The sequence below is a fragment of the Marivita sp. genome (assembly GCF_048006345.1).
In the GTDB taxonomy this organism is placed as follows: domain Bacteria; phylum Pseudomonadota; class Alphaproteobacteria; order Rhodobacterales; family Rhodobacteraceae; genus Marivita.
On sequence record NZ_CP180351.1, the window covers coordinates 1,259,562 to 1,276,069 of the forward strand.

Consider the following 16,508-nt stretch of genomic DNA (forward strand, 5'->3'; position numbering starts at 1 on the left):
ACAAGACACGCGAAAGCAGACGGATATGACCGACATCGACATTCGCAAGGACGGCCATGCCGGCCGCATCACTCTGAACCGCCCGAAGGCGCTGAACGCGCTCACTTACGAGATGTGTCTTGCCATCGAGGATGCGCTTTGGGATTGGCGGGCTGATCCGACGATCAAGTTGGTCCTGATTGATGCAGTGGGCGACAAGGCGTTTTGCGCTGGCGGCGACATTGCCGAGATGTATGCGACGGGGACCGCTGGTGACTACGCCTATGGCCAACGCTTCTGGCGTGACGAATACCGGATGAATGCGCTGGTTGCCGAATACCCCAAACCGGTGGTGAGCTTTCTTCAGGGTTTCACCATGGGCGGTGGCGTTGGCGTCGGCTGTCACGGCTCGCATCGTGTGGTGGGCGACAGTTCCAAGATTGCCATGCCGGAGTGCGGGATCGGTCTGATCCCCGATGTCGGCGGGTCCTACCTGTTGGCCCATGCCCCCGGGCATCTGGGGGAATACCTTGGCATGACCACGGATCGTATGGGACCGGGCGACGCGATCCATGTCGGGTTCGCCGATCTGTACGTCCCAGAAGACAAGTGGGAGGGCATCAAGGCCCATCTTTGTGCTGACGGCGATCTGGCCGCGCTGACCACGGTGGCCCGCCCTGCGCCGGACGCACCGCTGAAAGAGGCGCAGGCACAGATCGACGCGCTGTTTGGCGGTGGGTCCTTGGGCGAGATTGTGGAAACACTCCGCGCAGACACCAGCAGCTTTGCGCAAGACGCGCTGGCCAGATTGAGCCGCAGCGCACCCTTGTCGCTGGCCTGCGCGGTCGCGATCCTGCATCAACTGCGTGCAGAACAAGGCGACATGAGACAAGCGTTGCAGTTGGAGTACCGCTTCACCTCGCGGTCGATGGAACATGGGGATTTCATCGAAGGCATTCGCGCGGCGATCATCGACAAAGACAAATCCCCAAGATGGTCCCATGATCTTGACCGGGTTTCGGACAGTGACGTGGCAGCCATGTTGCGCCCGGTGGAGGGCACAGAAGTGACATTCGAACGGAGGAGCGAGGCATGAAGATCGGGTTTATCGGACTGGGCAATATGGGTGCGCCGATGGCGGCCAATTTGGCCAAGGCTGCGCATGATGTAGTCGGCTATGACATGGCGACCGTTGCGGTGGACGGTGTCACAAATGCGGCCACTGCCGCAGAGGCCGCAAAGGGTGCAGACGTGGTGATCACCATGTTGCCCAATGGCGAGATCCTGCGCGCGGTGGCCGCACAGGTCATCCCGGTGATGCGCAAAGGTGCCGTGCTGCTGGATTGCTCGACCGTCGATGTGGAAAGCGCCCGTGCTGTGGCGTCCGATGCCGAAGCGGCGGGGTTGATGCCACTGGATGCGCCTGTTTCGGGCGGCATTGGCGGCGCGGCAGCAGGAACCCTGACCTTTATGGTTGGCGGTTCTGACCAAGCGTATCAGACCGCCCTGCCCCTGTTTGAGACAATGGGGCAAAAATCAGTCCATTGTGGCACCTCCGGGAACGGACAGGCGGCCAAGATTTGCAACAACATGATCCTTGGCGTGACCATGATCGCCACCTGCGAAGCGTTCGCCTTGGCTGACAAGCTGGGTCTGGACCGTCAGGCGATGTTCGATGTGGTCAGCACCTCGTCGGGCTACAGCTGGTCGATGAATGCCTATTGCCCTGCCCCCGGCATTGGCCCCAAAAGCCCAGCAGATAACGGGTATACCCCAGGTTTTGCAGCGGAATTGATGCTGAAAGACCTGCGCTTGAGTCAGCAAGCCGCCGATGCGTCCAACGCGGATACACCGCTCGGTCAAGCTGCAACCGAACTCTATCGGCGGTTCGTCGAAGAGGAGGACGGCAAAGGCCGAGACTTTTCTGCGATGCTGCCCCGGTTCGAAAAGCGCGGACGCGGGTAGCTGCCTTATTTATCGAAAGATAGTAAACAGTGGCTAAAGAATTGCCCAAAAGTTAACTAGCTTGCTACAAAAGATCGCCGCCTTGTCGGGGCAAAACCGTCTGAACAACACGGTTAACGGCAAGGCAGCACAACATGCCCATCGCGCAGGCTCTTCCTATCAACACCAGTGCAACCGCACTGCAGATGGCGAACAATATTTTCGGCGCGGGCATTACAGTGAACAGCGCCACCTATACCGGCGATGCCCGATCATCCGGGATCTACACGAACGGCGACGTCATTTCGCCCGAGCTTACCCCAGGAGACACTGGCGTTATCCTGTCCACAGGATTGGCCACTGGGATCACAAACAACAGTGGCACACTTAACACAAACACCTCCACAGGCCGGTCGACAGACACGACCGGACCGAATGGTGATGCGGATTTCAACAGCATCGCCAATGGGTCTACTTTCGATGCCTCGTTTCTGACGATCAACTTCACGCCAAACGGAAACCTGCTCACGCTGGATTTCGTCATCAGCTCTGAAGAGTATCCAGAATTCATCAACTCCGCGTTTCTTGACGTCGTTGGGATCTGGGTCAATGGCACCCAAGCTACGGTGACCGTCGGCAACGGCAATGTGTCGGTCGGAAATATCAACGGAAACACGGCAGCCAACCTGTACAACGACAACACGTCTGATCAGTTCAACACCGAGATGGACGGGTTCACAGTCACGCTCAGCGTGGCTGCCCCTGTCAATGCAGGCGTCCCGAATACGATTAAGATCGGTGTCGCTGACGTGTCGGACTCGGGCTACGACACCAATCTTCTGATCGCCGGTGGATCCGCTCAGGCGTCGCTGGTCGCCATCGATGATGAAACGAACATCGGTCTGAACAGCAGCAGGACCATTGATGTCCTTGCCAATGACAGCTCGACCGGCGGCACCTTGACCATCACTCATATCAACGGGATCGCCGTGGTTGCGGGCAGCAGCGTCACGCTGACATCCGGCCAGACCGTCACGTTGAACGCAGACGGCACCTTTACGGTTTTGTCCGATGGCGACGTGGAAACCGCCTACTTCACCTATACCGTGAATAACGGGCTGGGTCAGGAAGATACCGCCATCGTTCAGATCAACCAGCTGCCCTGCTTTGTGGCGGGCACGTTGATCGACACACCAAATGGTCCCGTTCGGGTCGAAGACCTGCGTCCCGGCGATTTGGTTCTGACGCTGGACAACGGCGTACAGCCTATTCGTTGGGCCGGTTCCCGCGCGATCGAGGCAAGGGACAATTTCGCCCCGATCCGCATCTGTGCGGGCAGCTATGGTGCCGAGGCGGATGTGCTCTTGTCGCCGCAGCACAGGGTCTTGGTGCGTGATGTCTGGGCGGAATTGCTGTTCGGTGAATCCGAAGTGTTGGTGAAGGCCAAGGATCTGGTAAACGGCAAGACCGTGCGCCGCGAAGAAAGTGGCGAACGCGTCACCTATGTGCATCTGCTCTTCGATCAGCATAACATCGTCACGTCGAGCGGCTTGCTGTCCGAAAGCTACCTGCCCGGACCGATGATGCGCCACACCTTCCCAGAAGAAGCCTGCGCCGAGATCATCACCCTGTTCCCCGAACTGGCCGACATCGACTCCGCAGGATGGGAAGCGGCGCGTCCGATCCTGAAAAGCTACGAGGCGCAGGCCCTGACAGCCCGCGCCGCATAAGCGGTTATTCCGCCGCGAGGTGCTTTTTCGCGCTGAGCATCGGCTTGAGGTAGCGCCCGGTATGGGATGCCGCGACCTCGGCCACTTCCTCGGGTGTTCCGGTCGCAACGATCTGTCCGCCGCCATCCCCACCTTCGGGGCCGATGTCGATCAGCCAGTCTGCGGTCTTGATCACATCGAGGTTATGTTCGATCACGATCACTGAATTGCCTTGGTCCACAAGTTCATGCAGAACTTCAAGAAGCTTGCGTACATCCTCGAAATGTAAGCCAGTTGTTGGCTCATCAAGGATGTAAAGCGTGCGTCCTGTGGACCGTTTCGCAAGCTCCTTCGACAGCTTCACGCGCTGTGCCTCACCACCCGAGAGCGTGGTCGCCTGTTGGCCCACCTTGATATAGCCAAGGCCGACGCGCACCAGTGCGTCCATCTTTTCGCGAATGCTTGGCACCGCCTTGAAGAACTCCTGCGCGTCTTCGACCGTCATGTCGAGAACGTCGGCAATGCTCTTGCCCTTGAACTTGATTTCCAATGTCTCGCGGTTGTAGCGCGCGCCTTTGCAGGTTTCGCAGGTCACGTAGACATCGGGCAGGAAGTGCATCTCGATCTTGATGACGCCGTCGCCCTGACACGCCTCGCAGCGCCCCCCCTTGACGTTAAAGCTGAACCGACCGGGCTTATAACCGCGCGCCTTGGCTTCGGGCAGACCGGCGAACCAGTCGCGGATCGGGGTGAACGCGCCGGTATAGGTCGCGGGGTTGGACCGTGGAGTGCGGCCAATCGGGCGTTGGTCGATGTCGATCACCTTGTCCAGATGTTCGAGCCCCTTGATCGTCTCGCAGGGCGCAGGGGTCTGGCGCGCGCCGTTGAGGCGCATGGAGGCGGTTTTGAACAGGGTCTCAATGGTCAGCGTCGACTTGCCACCGCCCGACACGCCCGTCACGCAGACAAACTTCCCCAGCGGGAAATCAGCCGTCACCTCGCGAAGGTTGTTCCCGGTCGCCTTGACCACCTGGATCGACTTGCCCTTCTTGCCCGTGCGCCGCTCCGCAGGCACGGCAATTTCGCGTGCGCCACTCAGATACTGGCCGGTCAGGGACGCGGGATCGTCGGCCACCTCTTTTGGGGTGCCATGCGAGACCACACGCCCGCCATGCACACCAGCACCCGGACCGATGTCAAAGACGTAATCCGCCTCGCGGATCGCCTCTTCGTCATGTTCGACCACGATCACCGTATTGCCTTGATCCCGCAGGGATTTCAGCGTTCCAAGCAGCCGGTCATTGTCGCGCTGGTGCAGGCCGATGGAGGGTTCGTCCAGCACATAGAGCACCCCAGTCAGGCCAGAGCCGATCTGGCTGGCCAGACGAATGCGCTGGCTTTCGCCGCCCGACAGAGTGCCGGCATTGCGCGACAGCGTCAGGTATTCGAGACCCACATTGTTTAGGAAGCCCAGACGTTCGCGGATTTCCTTCAGGATGGCCTTTGCGATTTCGTTCTTCTGGTTGGTCAGGTGATCAGGCACCGTCTTGCACCAGTCAAACGCGTCCTTGATGGACATCTGAACCACCTGCCCCACATGCAGGCCGGCGATCTTGACCGCCAGCGCCTCTTCCCGCAGGCGGTAGCCGCCGCAGGTGCCGCAGGAGCGGTTGTTCTGGTAGCGTTCGAACTCTTCGCGAATCCAGCTCGAATCGGTCTCGCGGTAGCGGCGTTCCATATTCGGGATGACGCCTTCGAAGGTGCGGGTCACTTGATAGACGCGGCCGCCTTCGTCATAGCGGAACGGGATTTCCTCTTCGCCCGAGCCATAGAGGAAGACCTGCTGGATATGCGGATCAAGGTCTTTCCAGCGGGAGTTCTTGTTGAACTCGTAGTGTTTCGCCAGCGATTCAATGGTTTGCAGGAAATACGGCGATTTCCCTTTGCGCCATGGGGCCAGCGCACCATCGGCAATCTTGAGCGTGGCATCGGGCACCACCAGTCGTTCATCAAAGAACAACTCAACGCCAAGGCCGTCACAGTCGGGGCAGGCGCCAAACGGTGCGTTGAACGAAAACAGGCGCGGTTCGATTTCGGAGATGGTGAAGCCACTGACTGGACAGGCGAATTTTTCCGAGAACGTATGCCGTTCCGGTTCACCTTCGCTGGGTGCTGTTTCGAGGATCGCAATCCCATCCGCCAGATCCAGCGCGGTGCGGAAGCTGTCTGCAAGCCGGGTTTCCAGCCCTTCTTTCACCACCAGACGGTCGACAACCACATCAATGTCATGGCGGAACTTTTTGTCGAGTGTGGGCGGCTCATCCAATTCGTAGAACTGTCCGTCCACCTTGACGCGCTGAAAGCCCTGCTTGCGCAGTTCCAGAAACTCTTTGCGGTACTCGCCTTTGCGGTCACGCACGATGGGCGCCAGAAGATAGGCGCGCGTGCCCTCTTCCATCGCCATGACGCGGTCCACCATGTCCTGAACCTGCTGCGCCTCGATGGGCAGGCCGGTGGCCGGGCTGTAGGGCGTGCCGACCCGTGCAAAGAGCAGGCGCATGTAGTCGTAGATCTCGGTCACCGTGCCGACGGTCGAGCGTGGGTTCTTTGACGTGGTCTTCTGTTCGATGGAGATCGCAGGGCTAAGACCGCTGATGTGATCCACATCCGGCTTTTCCATCATATCAAGGAACTGCCGCGCATAGGCCGACAGCGATTCCACGTAGCGCCGCTGGCCCTCGGCGTAGATCGTATCGAACGCCAACGAGGATTTGCCCGACCCGGACAAGCCGGTGATCACCACTAGCTGATCGCGCGGGATGTCCACGTCGATGTTCTTGAGATTGTGCTCGCGTGCGCCACGCACTTCGATGTGCTTCAACTCGGCCATGTGGTCCCCCGATACGGATTGTTAACACATAGTGGTTCGTCAAGAATTCTCCAATCGAAAAATGAGAACATTTAGGGAACATGTGTCTCGTATCACAGCGGCACGAAAATACATTGCCCTCGAAGAAAGAATGGAACCGTCGCGCGGCATCGAAGTCGCTGATATATATATTCAACAGCGTAACGTTGGCGTAGCGTTCCTGTTTGGAAGGGGCGCTCACGACAGCGGCCTGATCAAGTTCCAAGGGGACCAAACATCATGACTTCACTCACCGAGATCAAAGGGATCGGACCAGCACTCGCCAAACGGCTTGAGGCGGCTGGTATTGCTGATTGCGATGCGCTTTCAGCAGCGGATCCTGTCGCGCTGGCTTCCATTCCGGGTGTCACCGAAGCCCGTATGGCGACGTGGAAGAAGGCGATTGCCGAGATGGGTGCTAACGTCGCCTCGGGCCTTCCTGCCCCGGCAGCGCCCCTGTCAGAGACACCAATGGCCGCAGGGGACGCCGAGACACCTGTTGTCGTCGTTTTGCCGACCGCCGCTCTTCCCGAGGTCGAAGCGACGGAGGGTGCAGACACGCCCGCACCGAAAAAGACGAAAACCAAGAAGACCAAGGCGAAAGACGAACCCAAGGCGAAAAAGAAGAAGGACGCGTCAAAGGCCAAGTCGGCCAAAGACAGCGACAAGACTGCCTCGAAGCCAAAGGCGTCCGACAAGAAGAAAACCAAAAAGAAAAAGTCGTCTGCTGACGACAAGCCCGCAAAAACCACGAAAAAAGCCGACAAGAAAAAGAAATCAGATGCAAAAGCCAAAAGCGCCAAGGCCAAGAAAAAGAAGGCCAAGGCAGCCTGATCTGAACTGACCTAAACCACTCCGGAACAAACGAACCGGGCCTGCACGTCGCGGGCCCGGTTTTTTGTGTTTGGTCCTTCGCGGGATGGCTCAGCGGTAGAGCAGCGACACCCCGTTGTGGAACAGATGGACCTTGTCAGGTGATGCGCCCAGCCGGACGGATTTGCCGCGAAGATCGGCGTGGATGCCAGGCAGTTTGCCGATCACCGCGTCCGCATCGCCCTGCTTTTCGAAATAAAGCAGCGTGACCTCGCCCAAGGCTTCTGTGATGTTCACCTTGCCTTCGAAGATGTAATCACCCTCGGTTTCAAGGAAATCCTCTGGCCTGACACCGACATTCACCTTAAGGCCCATATCCGCATCGGTGGTCGGATAATCCGACGCCGCGATGCCGCCACCAGCCATCTTGATCGTGGTCTGCGCGCCGGTGCCGGTGATTTCGCCCGGAAGCAGGTTCATCGACGGCGAACCGATGAACTGCGCCACGAATTCGCTGTTGGGTCGTTCATACAGCTCCAGTGGCGCCCCGACCTGCGCGATCCCCTTGTTGGCCAAAACGACAATGCGGGAGGCAAGTGTCATCGCTTCGACCTGATCATGAGTCACGTAGATCATCGTGCTTTCGGGCATCTGTTCCTTGAGTTGCGCAATCTCGATCCGGGTGGCGACACGCAGCGCCGCATCGAGGTTCGAGAGCGGTTCATCGAACAGATAAACCTTGGGGTCGCGGACGATCGACCGGCCAATCGCCACTCGCTGGCGCTGACCGCCCGACAGGGCCTTCGGCAGTCGGTCGAGATACTGGTCCAATTGCAGCATCTTGGCCGCGCGGTTCACCGCGGCATCAATCTCTGGCTGCGGCTTCTTGGCGATCTTGAGAGCAAAGCTCATGTTCTCGCGCACCGTCATGTGTGGATAAAGCGCATAGGACTGGAACACCATGGCAATGCCGCGCATCGCGGGCGGCATGTCATTGACCACCTGCCCGTCGATTTCGAGCGTGCCGCCGGTGATCTTTTCCAGCCCGGCGATCATCCGCAGCAGCGTGGACTTGCCACAGCCGGATGGGCCGACAAAGACGATCAGCTCACCTTGCTTGATGTCGAGATTGATGTTGTTGAGCACGTTGACCGCGCCGGCATACGTCTTTTCGACATCCGTCAGCTTCAAATTAGCCATGACTGTCCCTCCCTAACCCTGTCTCTTTCAGGAATTCATTTTCAGCGCGAGGCAAGGTTGCCACGGGCCAAGATGCAATTTGCCATCCGCCTGCGGTCCGGCACTCCCCAGCTCCAGACCGATCTGCGCCCAGTTGCCCGTCGGCATTGCCATCGTGGCGGGCTGGTCGCTCAGGTTGAAGGCACAGAAAATCGTCTCGCCATCATGGCAGCGGGTGAAATGCACGATGGTGCCGGTGCTTTTCACGCCATCATGCTCGCCCTTGGCCAGCGCGGGCTGCGCGTGACGGAAGGCGATGGCGCGGCGGTAATGGTGCAGGATCGCCGCCGGATCGTCTTCTTGATGCGCGACGGTGCGGTGCAAGTGCTCGTGGCTGACCGGAAGCCAAGGCTGCCCGGATGTGAATCCGCCATTCTGATTTGACGGTTCCCAGACCATCGGCGTACGGCAGCCATCGCGGCCTTTGTATTCCGGCCAGAACTGGATGCCGTAGGGGTCCTGCAGGTCCTCGAACCCGACCTCGGCTTCGGGTAGACCCAACTCTTCGCCCTGATAAATGCAGACCGATCCGCGCAGGCACATCATCAGCGTTGCAAACAGCCGCTGTGCCGCGGGTGACAGGTTCCAGCGCGAGGCGTGGCGCGTCACATCGTGGTTCGAAAACGCCCAGCAGGCCCAGCCATCAGTCGCCACTTCGTCCACTCGGCTCAGAACTTCGACAAAGCGGTCCGCAGTCGGTTCGACACCAGAGAGGAATTCGAACGCGTAGCACATGTGAACGCGGTTCTCGCCCTTGGTGTATTCGCCCATGATTTCGAGCCCGCGCTGCGCGTCGCCCACTTCGCCCACAGACGTAGTCCCGTTGTATTCATCCAGCAGCGCGCGGAACCGTTCGAGGAAGGCCAGGTTTTCGGGCTGGTTCTTGGAATAAAGGTGTTCCTGGTGGTTATAGGGGTTCACCGACGGCGCGATGTTCGCGTTGCGCTTTTCCTTGGGCAGCGCCGGGTTGCTGCGCAACTCCTTGTCGTGGAAATAGAAGTTGATCGTATCAAGGCGGAAGCCGTCCACACCGCGATCCAGCCAGAAACGGGTCACATCCAGAAGTGCCTGCTGCACATCCGGATTGTGGAAGTTCAGATCGGGCTGCGAGGTCAGGAAGTTGTGCAGGTAGTACTGTTCGCGCCGCGCGTCCCATTGCCATGCCGAACCGCCGAAGATCGACAGCCAGTTGTTGGGCGGCGTGCCGTCTTCCTTGGGATCGGACCAGACGTACCAGTCGGCCTTGTCATTGGTCCTGCTGGACCGGCTAAGCTGAAACCACGGATGCTGGTCCGAAGTGTGCGACAGCACGAGGTCAATCATCACCCGGATGCCCAAGCGGTGCGCCGTTTGCACGAGCACGTCGAAATCGGCCAGCGATCCGAACATCGGGTCAACGTCGCAATAATCGCTGACGTCGTAGCCAAAGTCCTTCATCGGTGAGGTGAAGAACGGGCTGATCCAAATCGCATCCACACCAAGCGACGCCACATAAGGCAGCCGCTGCGCGATCCCCAGAAGATCCCCGACGCCATCGCCATTACTGTCCTGAAAGCTGCGCGGATAGATCTGGTAGATCACCGCACCGCGCCACCAGTCATTGTCTACGGCTGTGTTTTCTGCGGCCAGAGTGTTTGCCACGTTCATCGTCCTGTTTTCCTTGCATCCGCACCCGCAGATGCGTTGTGAGAATTGGCCCCGCCGCTTGGGCGGGACGCGTTATTTTACCGATCCGGCCAGCAGGCCGCGCACGAGGTATTTCTGCATCGCGAAGAACACCAGAAGCGGCACCGCGATGGATACAAAAGCTGCCGTGGCAAGGATTTCCCAATTGCCGCCGCGTGTGCCCAGAAGTTCGACGATCTGGTTGGTCATCACCGTGGTCTGACCTGTCGCATCGATCAGGAACACCTTGGCCACCAGCAGGTCATTCCATGTCCACAGGAACTGAAAGATCGCAAAGCTGGCCAGTGCCGGGAACGACAGCGGCAGGATGATCTTGGTGAAGATCTGGAACTCGGTTGCGCCGTCCACGCGGGCGTTTTCGATGATGTCGCGTGGCAGGCCGACCATGTAATTGCGCAAGAGATAGATCGCCAAGGGTAGACCGAACCCCGTATGAGCCAGCCATGTCCCCAGATAACCTTTGCCGATGCCAATTCCGAGATGCAGCTTCAGCAGCGGGATCAACGCCAGTTGTAGCGGCACCACGAGCAGCCCTACGACGATGGCGATCAGCAACGCCCGGCCCGGGAAATCCATCCAAGCCAATGCGTAGGCCGCGAAGGCCGCCACCACGATCGGAATGATGGTCGCCGGAATGGTCACGGTCATAGTGTTGAAGAACGCCTTGGCCATGCTGTCGGTCGCGTTTCCGGACAGAAGAACCTGCTCGTAGTTTTCCAGTGTGAAATCCGGGGGCAGTTCGGCGGTCACGAAGATCCGCTGCCCCCGGTTGCCTTCCATCTGAACCGGGCTTTCCAGCCGGTAATCGCCATTGGCCTGCACAGTGATCTGCTCACCATCGCGCAGCTCGGCCGTGTCACCCGGTGCATAGGCGCCAACATCACGGGACGAGGTGCCCCAAGCAGACATGTCGATGTCCTCAGACAGGTCTTCACCCGTGAACAGATTGCCCTCGATCACGTAGACCCCATCGACCAGAGTCTGCGTATCGGGATCAGCAGTGCGCAGGGTGAGGCTTTGTTCCGTGGGGAACAGCGCCTTCCACCAGCCCGAAGTGGCAATCTGGTCTGCCGTGCGGAAGGACGACACGAAAAGACCGACCGTCGGGAAGAGCCACAGCGCGACCAGCAACGCGACCGAGATGTGAACCGCCCAGGTGAGAGAGGATTTGGTACCAGCGATATTGTCCATTGTCCCTAACTCCCTCAGCGCATTTCTTTGCGCGCGTTACGCACGTTCCAGTACAGGATCGGCGTCACCAGCAGCATGATGATCATCGCACTGGCCGACCCTACGCCCCAATCGCGGGCGACGAACAACTGGTTGAACATGTAATTGGCCAGAACCTGCGTGCCCCATTGACCGTTGGTCATGGCAAACACGATGTCGAACACCTTGAGCACGACGAGCGTGATGGTCGTCCAGACCACGACGATGGTGCCGGCGATCTGGGGCATCTTGATCTTGAAGAAGATCTGGAACGGGTTGGCCCCGTCGACAATGGCCGCTTCGATGGTTTCCTCCGGGATGCCGCGCAGCGCGGCAGACAGGATCACCATGGCAAAGCCGGTCTGGATCCAGATCAGAACGATCATCAGCAGGAAACTGTTCCAGAATGGCGTGGTCAGCCATTGCTGCGGATCATTGCCCGTCAGCCAGACATAGATGGCATTCAGCACGCCGATCTGTTCGGTGCCCGGCGGGCGCGCGTCGTAGACCAGTTTCCAGATCACAGCAGCCCCGACAAAGGAAATCGCCATCGGCATGAAGATCAGCGACTTGGCGATATTGCCCCATGAGATCCGGTCAGTCAGCTGTGCAGCCAGCAAACCAAAAGCGGTCGACATGGCGGGAACGACGATCAGCCAGAACATGTTGTTGACCAAGGCTTCCCAGAATTTCGGGTCAGCCGACATTTGCGCGTAATTCGCAAGGCCGACGAAGTTGTAGACCGTGGTCCCGTCAGGCAGGGTTTCGCGCGATGTCAGCGACAGGCGGATCGTCTCGACCACCGGATAGGCGAGGTAAAGACCCAGTGCCAAAACCGCTGGCAACAGGAACAACCACGGACGCACAAGATTGGCGCGGTTGATGTTCTTGCCAGCATTCGGACCTTTGGCGGGAAATACCACCTTGTCCAAAATCTGGTTGGAAAAGTAGAAATAGCTCAGACAACCGCCGACGCCGATGGCAATGGTCAACAGACCTTGAATTGCGGGATTCATCTGTCCCTCCCAAAATGTGTGCTGATCCAGTGTGTGCCACTGGTGGTCCCTTAAAACGGGTTTTGGCTTTGCAGCTTTGTAGGTGTGGACTGCGCGAATGCCCGCGCAGTCCTGGATTATTGCAAGTCGCTTACTTCAGCGCGTCCCAGCTCGACTGGATTTCGCCGGCAACCGTGGCCGCATCCTTGCCGCCGGCATAGTCGACCATACCGGTCCAGAACGTGCCTGCACCCACGCCGCCCGGCATAAGGTCGGAGGCGTCAAAGCGGAACGTGGTGGCGTCCAGAAGGATCTGGTTCATGTTGGCCGCAGCTTCGGTCGAGAATTTCGACAGGTCGACGCCCTTGTGCGGTGTCAGGAAGCCACCGTTCGCCATCCAGATCTCATGCGCTTCGGGCGACTGGAGATATGTGATCAGATCATGTGCGGCCTGGTTCTCGTTGGTGATGGCCCAAAGCGTGCCTGCACCCAGAACCGGAGAGCCGAGATCCTTGCCCGCATAGGCCGGGAAGTAGAAGAAATCCGCATCCGCGCCCACTTCGGTGCCTTCCGGGAAGAACGCCGGGATGAACGATGCCTGGCGGTGCATGTAACACTGCGGCGGTGCTGCAAAGAGACCCTTCGGGCTGTCGCGGAAATCGGTCGAGGCCACGGCCCCGGCCCCACCGGCCACATAGTCGTCATTGCGGGCAAATGCGCCGAATTCTTCGATCGCAGCAACAACGCGCTCGTCGGTGAACGGGATTTCGTTGGACACCCACTGGTCGTAGACGTCGGGCGTCTGGGTGCGAAGCATCATATCCTCGACCCAGTCGGTCGCTGGCCAGCCGGTTGCCCCCCCGGACCCCAGACCGATGCACCATGGCGTTTCACCATCGGCAACGATCTGATCCGTCAGCGCTTTAAGCTCTTCCATGGTGGTCGGGATCTCGTAGCCAGCATCCTCGAAGTTCTCGGGCGAGTACCAGACCAGCGATTTTACATCGACCTTGTAGAAGAAGCCATAAAGGTCCTCTGCGCCGTCCGGACCAGCATAGGTACCCAGATCGACCCAGGACTGACCGGCGGCGTAGTTGTCGCGCACCCAGTCAGCGGTGCCATCCTTGAGCGGTGTGAGGAAGCCACGCGCGGCCATATCCGACGCCAGACCCGGCTGCGGGAAAACGGCGATGTTCGGAGCCGAACCGGCCTCGGCATCAACGACGATCTGCTGTTCAAAACTGTCGGAGCCGACATAGCTGACGTTGTGACCGGACTTCGCGGCGAAATCGGACAGAACCGCCTCGACATTGGCCTGGTCCGGGCCAAGCCATGGGCCGAATACAGTGAGATCTTCGGCAAATGCGGCGCTGGAGCACAGCGCGGCAACCGCCACACTCGATGTGAGCGTCTTTTTCATGAGGTACCTCCCAAGTTGCGCATGTTAGCGCCTGACTCATCCCCCGCGCCGGAATCACTCCAAAGCGCTTTGGATGCTTAAAACTCCCCGATTTGTTAGCGTGTGTCAATCCGGTGATATCAGGAAAAAACCATTGTTTTATGCTGCTTTGCAGAAATTTTGCGCGCGTAAAGGGGCTTTCCTCACGCCTGATTTTGTGTCTAATCTATAGGCGAAAATCAAAGCGCTTTGGAAAATGCCGTGAATCTCAAGCAACTTTCGGAACATCTTAACTTGTCGCAGACCACTGTGAGTCGCGCGCTGAACGGATATCCCGAAGTCAGCGAAAGCACCCGGACCCGCGTTTTGAAGGCTGCACAGGACCTCAATTATCGGCCCAATCTGCGCGCCAAGGGGCTTGCGACGGGCCGTGCGCTTGCCATTGGACACGTGATCCCGGTCTCCAACCAGCATGAGATGGTGAACCCCGTGTTCGGCGATTTCATCGCGGGGGCCGGAGAAAGTTATGCGCGGGCGGGCTATGACATGATGCTCAAGCTGGTGCCGGACCGTGACGAGACCCGCGCTTACGAAGACATCCGGGCGCGCGGCACCGTGGATGGCATCATCGTGCATGGCCCTGTGATCAACGACGAACGCATAGCGCTTCTGTCCCGCATCGGCCTGCCCTTCGTGGTGCACGGGCGGTCGACGGATGTGAACCTGCCCTATTCGTGGATCGATGTGAACAACCGTGGCGCCTTCGAACGCGGAACGCAGTTTCTGATCGAACTCGGCCACAAGCGTATTGCGCTGCTCAATGGTCTCGAGCACATGGATTTCGCCTTTCGGCGGCGCAAGGGCTATGAAACGGCCCTGCGCAACCACGGTATTTCCATTGATGCCAGCCTGATGCGCAGCGAGGAAATGACCGAGATCTATGGCTACCGCGCCGCCAAGGAGATGCTGTCCCGGTCGACCCGGCCCACTGCCTTTGTTTGTTCGTCGATCATCACGGCCATTGGCGTGCGCCGTGCGGTTCACGAGGCGGGGCTTGTGCTGGCGCGGGACGTGTCCATCATCACCCATGACGACGCGCTGAGCTATCTCGAGAATGGGGATGATGTGCCAATTTTCACCGCGTTGCGGTCATCGGTGCGCTATGCCGGATCTGAGGCGGCCGACATGCTGCTGTCGTTGATCGCCCTGCCCCAAAAAGCGCCCAAGACCCGCCTGCTCGAAGCAGACCTGATCATCGGCCGGTCCACCGGACCCGCCGCAACTTGAAGGACATCCCATGTTGAACTTCACACGGCAGGATTTCCCTGACGACTTTCTGTTCGGCACTGCTACTTCCAGCTACCAGATCGAAGGTCATGCCTTTGGCGGGGCGGGCAAAACCCATTGGGACACTTTTGCGGCGACCCCCGGAAATGTCGTGCGCGCGGAAAACGGCGATCGGGCCTGTGACCACTATCACCGGTTCGAAGCGGACCTCGATCTGGTCAGGGATGCAGGAATCGACGCCTACCGCTTTTCGACAAGTTGGGCGCGGGTCATGCCCGAGGGGCGCGGCGCGCCCAACTCCGAAGGTCTGGATTTCTACGACCGTCTGACCGACGCGATGCTCGAACGCGGTCTGAAACCCTGCGCAACGCTCTACCACTGGGAACTGCCGGTGGCGCTGGCCGATCTGGGCGGCTGGCGGAATCCGGACATCGCAAAGTGGTTTGGCGACTTTGCCGAGGTGATCATGGGCCGGATTGGTGACCGGATTTATTCGGTCGCGCCGATCAACGAGCCTTGGTGCGTTGGCTGGCTTTCGCATTTCCTTGGACATCACGCCCCCGGCCTGCGCGACATCCGCGCGACGGCCCATGCGATGCACCATGTTCTCAAGGCGCATGGCACCGCGATACAGGCGATGCGCGGCTTGGGCATGAACAACCTTGGCGGGGTGTTCAACATGGAATGGGCCACACCTGTCGATAACAGCGAAGCTGCGCAGAAAACAGCAGCGCTCTATGACGGCTATTACAACCACTTCTTCATGTCGGGTGTGTTCAAGGGCCAGTATCCTGAGAACGTCATGGAGGGGCTGGAGCCGCATATGCCCAAGGGCTGGCAGGAGGATTTCGGCATCATCCAAGCCCCTCTCGACTGGTGCGGCATCAACTACTACACGCGCAAGATCATTGCGCCGAACGATGGCCCGTGGCCCGGCCATCACGAGGTCGAAGGCCCCCTGCCCAAGACCTTCATGGATTGGGAGATCTATCCCGATGGGCTTTACAATTTCCTCACCCGCACCGCGCGCGAATACACCGGGGATTTGCCGCTTTATGTCACTGAGAACGGCATGGCCGCACCTGACGTAATCGAAAACGGTGTGGTCGAAGACCCGCACCGCATTGACTACCTCAACCAGCATGTCGCCGCCGTTCAACGCGCTATGGCGGAAGGGGCCCCGGTAAAGGGTTATTTCATCTGGTCGCTGATGGACAATTACGAATGGTCGTTGGGCTACGAGAAACGCTTTGGTCTGGTGCATGTGGATTTCGACACACTGGACCGCACGCCCAAATCCTCCTATCACGCGCTCAAATCCGCGCTGACCGGGACCTGAC

The 16,508-nt window shown here is 59.1% G+C and carries 12 protein-coding genes; 6 read left to right on the plus strand and 6 right to left on the minus strand.

Translation table 11 applies throughout. From position 1 onward, the window contains the following. Nucleotides 1-25: 25 nt before the first annotated feature. The 3 genes from ACMVPR_RS06285 to ACMVPR_RS06295 all read left to right on the plus strand — a co-directional run bounded on the left by ACMVPR_RS06285 (nucleotide 26) and on the right by ACMVPR_RS06295 (nucleotide 3,653). Nucleotides 26-1,075 carry an enoyl-CoA hydratase/isomerase family protein gene (locus ACMVPR_RS06285; RefSeq protein ID WP_416882149.1) on the plus strand — a complete coding sequence of 350 codons (1,050 nt, stop codon included), beginning with the start codon at nucleotides 26-28 and terminating at the stop codon, nucleotides 1,073-1,075. Beyond that, the gene (gene mmsB / locus ACMVPR_RS06290) at nucleotides 1,072-1,944 is read left to right on the plus strand and encodes a 3-hydroxyisobutyrate dehydrogenase (protein WP_416882150.1); all 873 of its coding nucleotides are present in this window, start codon (nucleotides 1,072-1,074) and stop codon (nucleotides 1,942-1,944) included. The genes ACMVPR_RS06285 and mmsB overlap by 4 nt, the downstream gene beginning before the upstream one ends. A gap of 134 nt (nucleotides 1,945-2,078) precedes the next feature. Continuing rightward, on the plus strand, nucleotides 2,079-3,653 hold the full coding sequence (locus tag ACMVPR_RS06295; RefSeq protein ID WP_416882151.1) for a Hint domain-containing protein: 1,575 nt from the start codon (nucleotides 2,079-2,081) through the stop codon (nucleotides 3,651-3,653). 4 nt (nucleotides 3,654-3,657) lie between these two features. Here the strand turns inward: ACMVPR_RS06295 and uvrA are convergent, their stop codons facing one another. Continuing rightward, nucleotides 3,658-6,522, minus strand: coding sequence for an excinuclease ABC subunit UvrA (gene uvrA, locus ACMVPR_RS06300; protein WP_416882152.1), 2,865 nt, complete (start codon nucleotides 6,520-6,522; stop codon nucleotides 3,658-3,660). Between the two features lie 258 nt (nucleotides 6,523-6,780). Between uvrA and ACMVPR_RS06305 the strand changes: the two genes are divergently transcribed. Then, a complete protein-coding gene (locus ACMVPR_RS06305; RefSeq protein WP_416882153.1) occupies nucleotides 6,781-7,374 on the plus strand; it encodes a helix-hairpin-helix domain-containing protein in 594 nt (197 codons plus the stop codon). A gap of 90 nt (nucleotides 7,375-7,464) precedes the next feature. On the opposite strand, the gene ACMVPR_RS06310 is transcribed toward ACMVPR_RS06305, so the two are convergent. The 5 genes from ACMVPR_RS06310 to ACMVPR_RS06330 form a co-directional block, all read right to left on the minus strand. Then, on the minus strand, nucleotides 7,465-8,553 hold the full coding sequence (locus tag ACMVPR_RS06310; protein ID WP_416882154.1) for an ABC transporter ATP-binding protein: 1,089 nt from the start codon (nucleotides 8,551-8,553) through the stop codon (nucleotides 7,465-7,467). A 27-nt stretch (nucleotides 8,554-8,580) separates the two neighbouring features. Then, complete coding sequence (locus ACMVPR_RS06315) at nucleotides 8,581-10,239, minus strand: alpha-amylase family glycosyl hydrolase (RefSeq protein ID WP_416882155.1); 1,659 nt, start codon at nucleotides 10,237-10,239, stop codon at nucleotides 8,581-8,583. 72 nt (nucleotides 10,240-10,311) lie between these two features. Continuing rightward, nucleotides 10,312-11,469 (minus strand): carbohydrate ABC transporter permease, encoded by a 1,158-nt coding sequence (locus tag ACMVPR_RS06320; protein ID WP_416882156.1) that lies wholly within the window; start codon nucleotides 11,467-11,469, stop codon nucleotides 10,312-10,314. 14 nt (nucleotides 11,470-11,483) lie between these two features. Beyond that, nucleotides 11,484-12,503: a carbohydrate ABC transporter permease gene (locus ACMVPR_RS06325; RefSeq protein WP_300585622.1), complete on the minus strand. Its 1,020-nt coding sequence runs from the start codon at nucleotides 12,501-12,503 to the stop codon at nucleotides 11,484-11,486. Between the two features lie 130 nt (nucleotides 12,504-12,633). Further along, entirely contained in the window at nucleotides 12,634-13,902 is a 1,269-nt protein-coding gene (locus ACMVPR_RS06330; RefSeq protein ID WP_292264440.1) for an ABC transporter substrate-binding protein, read from the minus strand. 240 nt (nucleotides 13,903-14,142) lie between these two features. Between ACMVPR_RS06330 and ACMVPR_RS06335 the strand changes: the two genes are divergently transcribed. Both ACMVPR_RS06335 and ACMVPR_RS06340 read left to right on the plus strand, forming a co-directional pair. Further along, entirely contained in the window at nucleotides 14,143-15,168 is a 1,026-nt protein-coding gene (locus tag ACMVPR_RS06335) for a substrate-binding domain-containing protein (RefSeq protein WP_416882157.1), read from the plus strand. Nucleotides 15,169-15,178: 10 nt separating this feature from the next. After that, the gene (locus ACMVPR_RS06340) at nucleotides 15,179-16,507 is read left to right on the plus strand and encodes a GH1 family beta-glucosidase (RefSeq protein ID WP_416882158.1); all 1,329 of its coding nucleotides are present in this window, start codon (nucleotides 15,179-15,181) and stop codon (nucleotides 16,505-16,507) included. The last annotated feature ends 1 nt before the right edge of the window (nucleotide 16,508 follow it).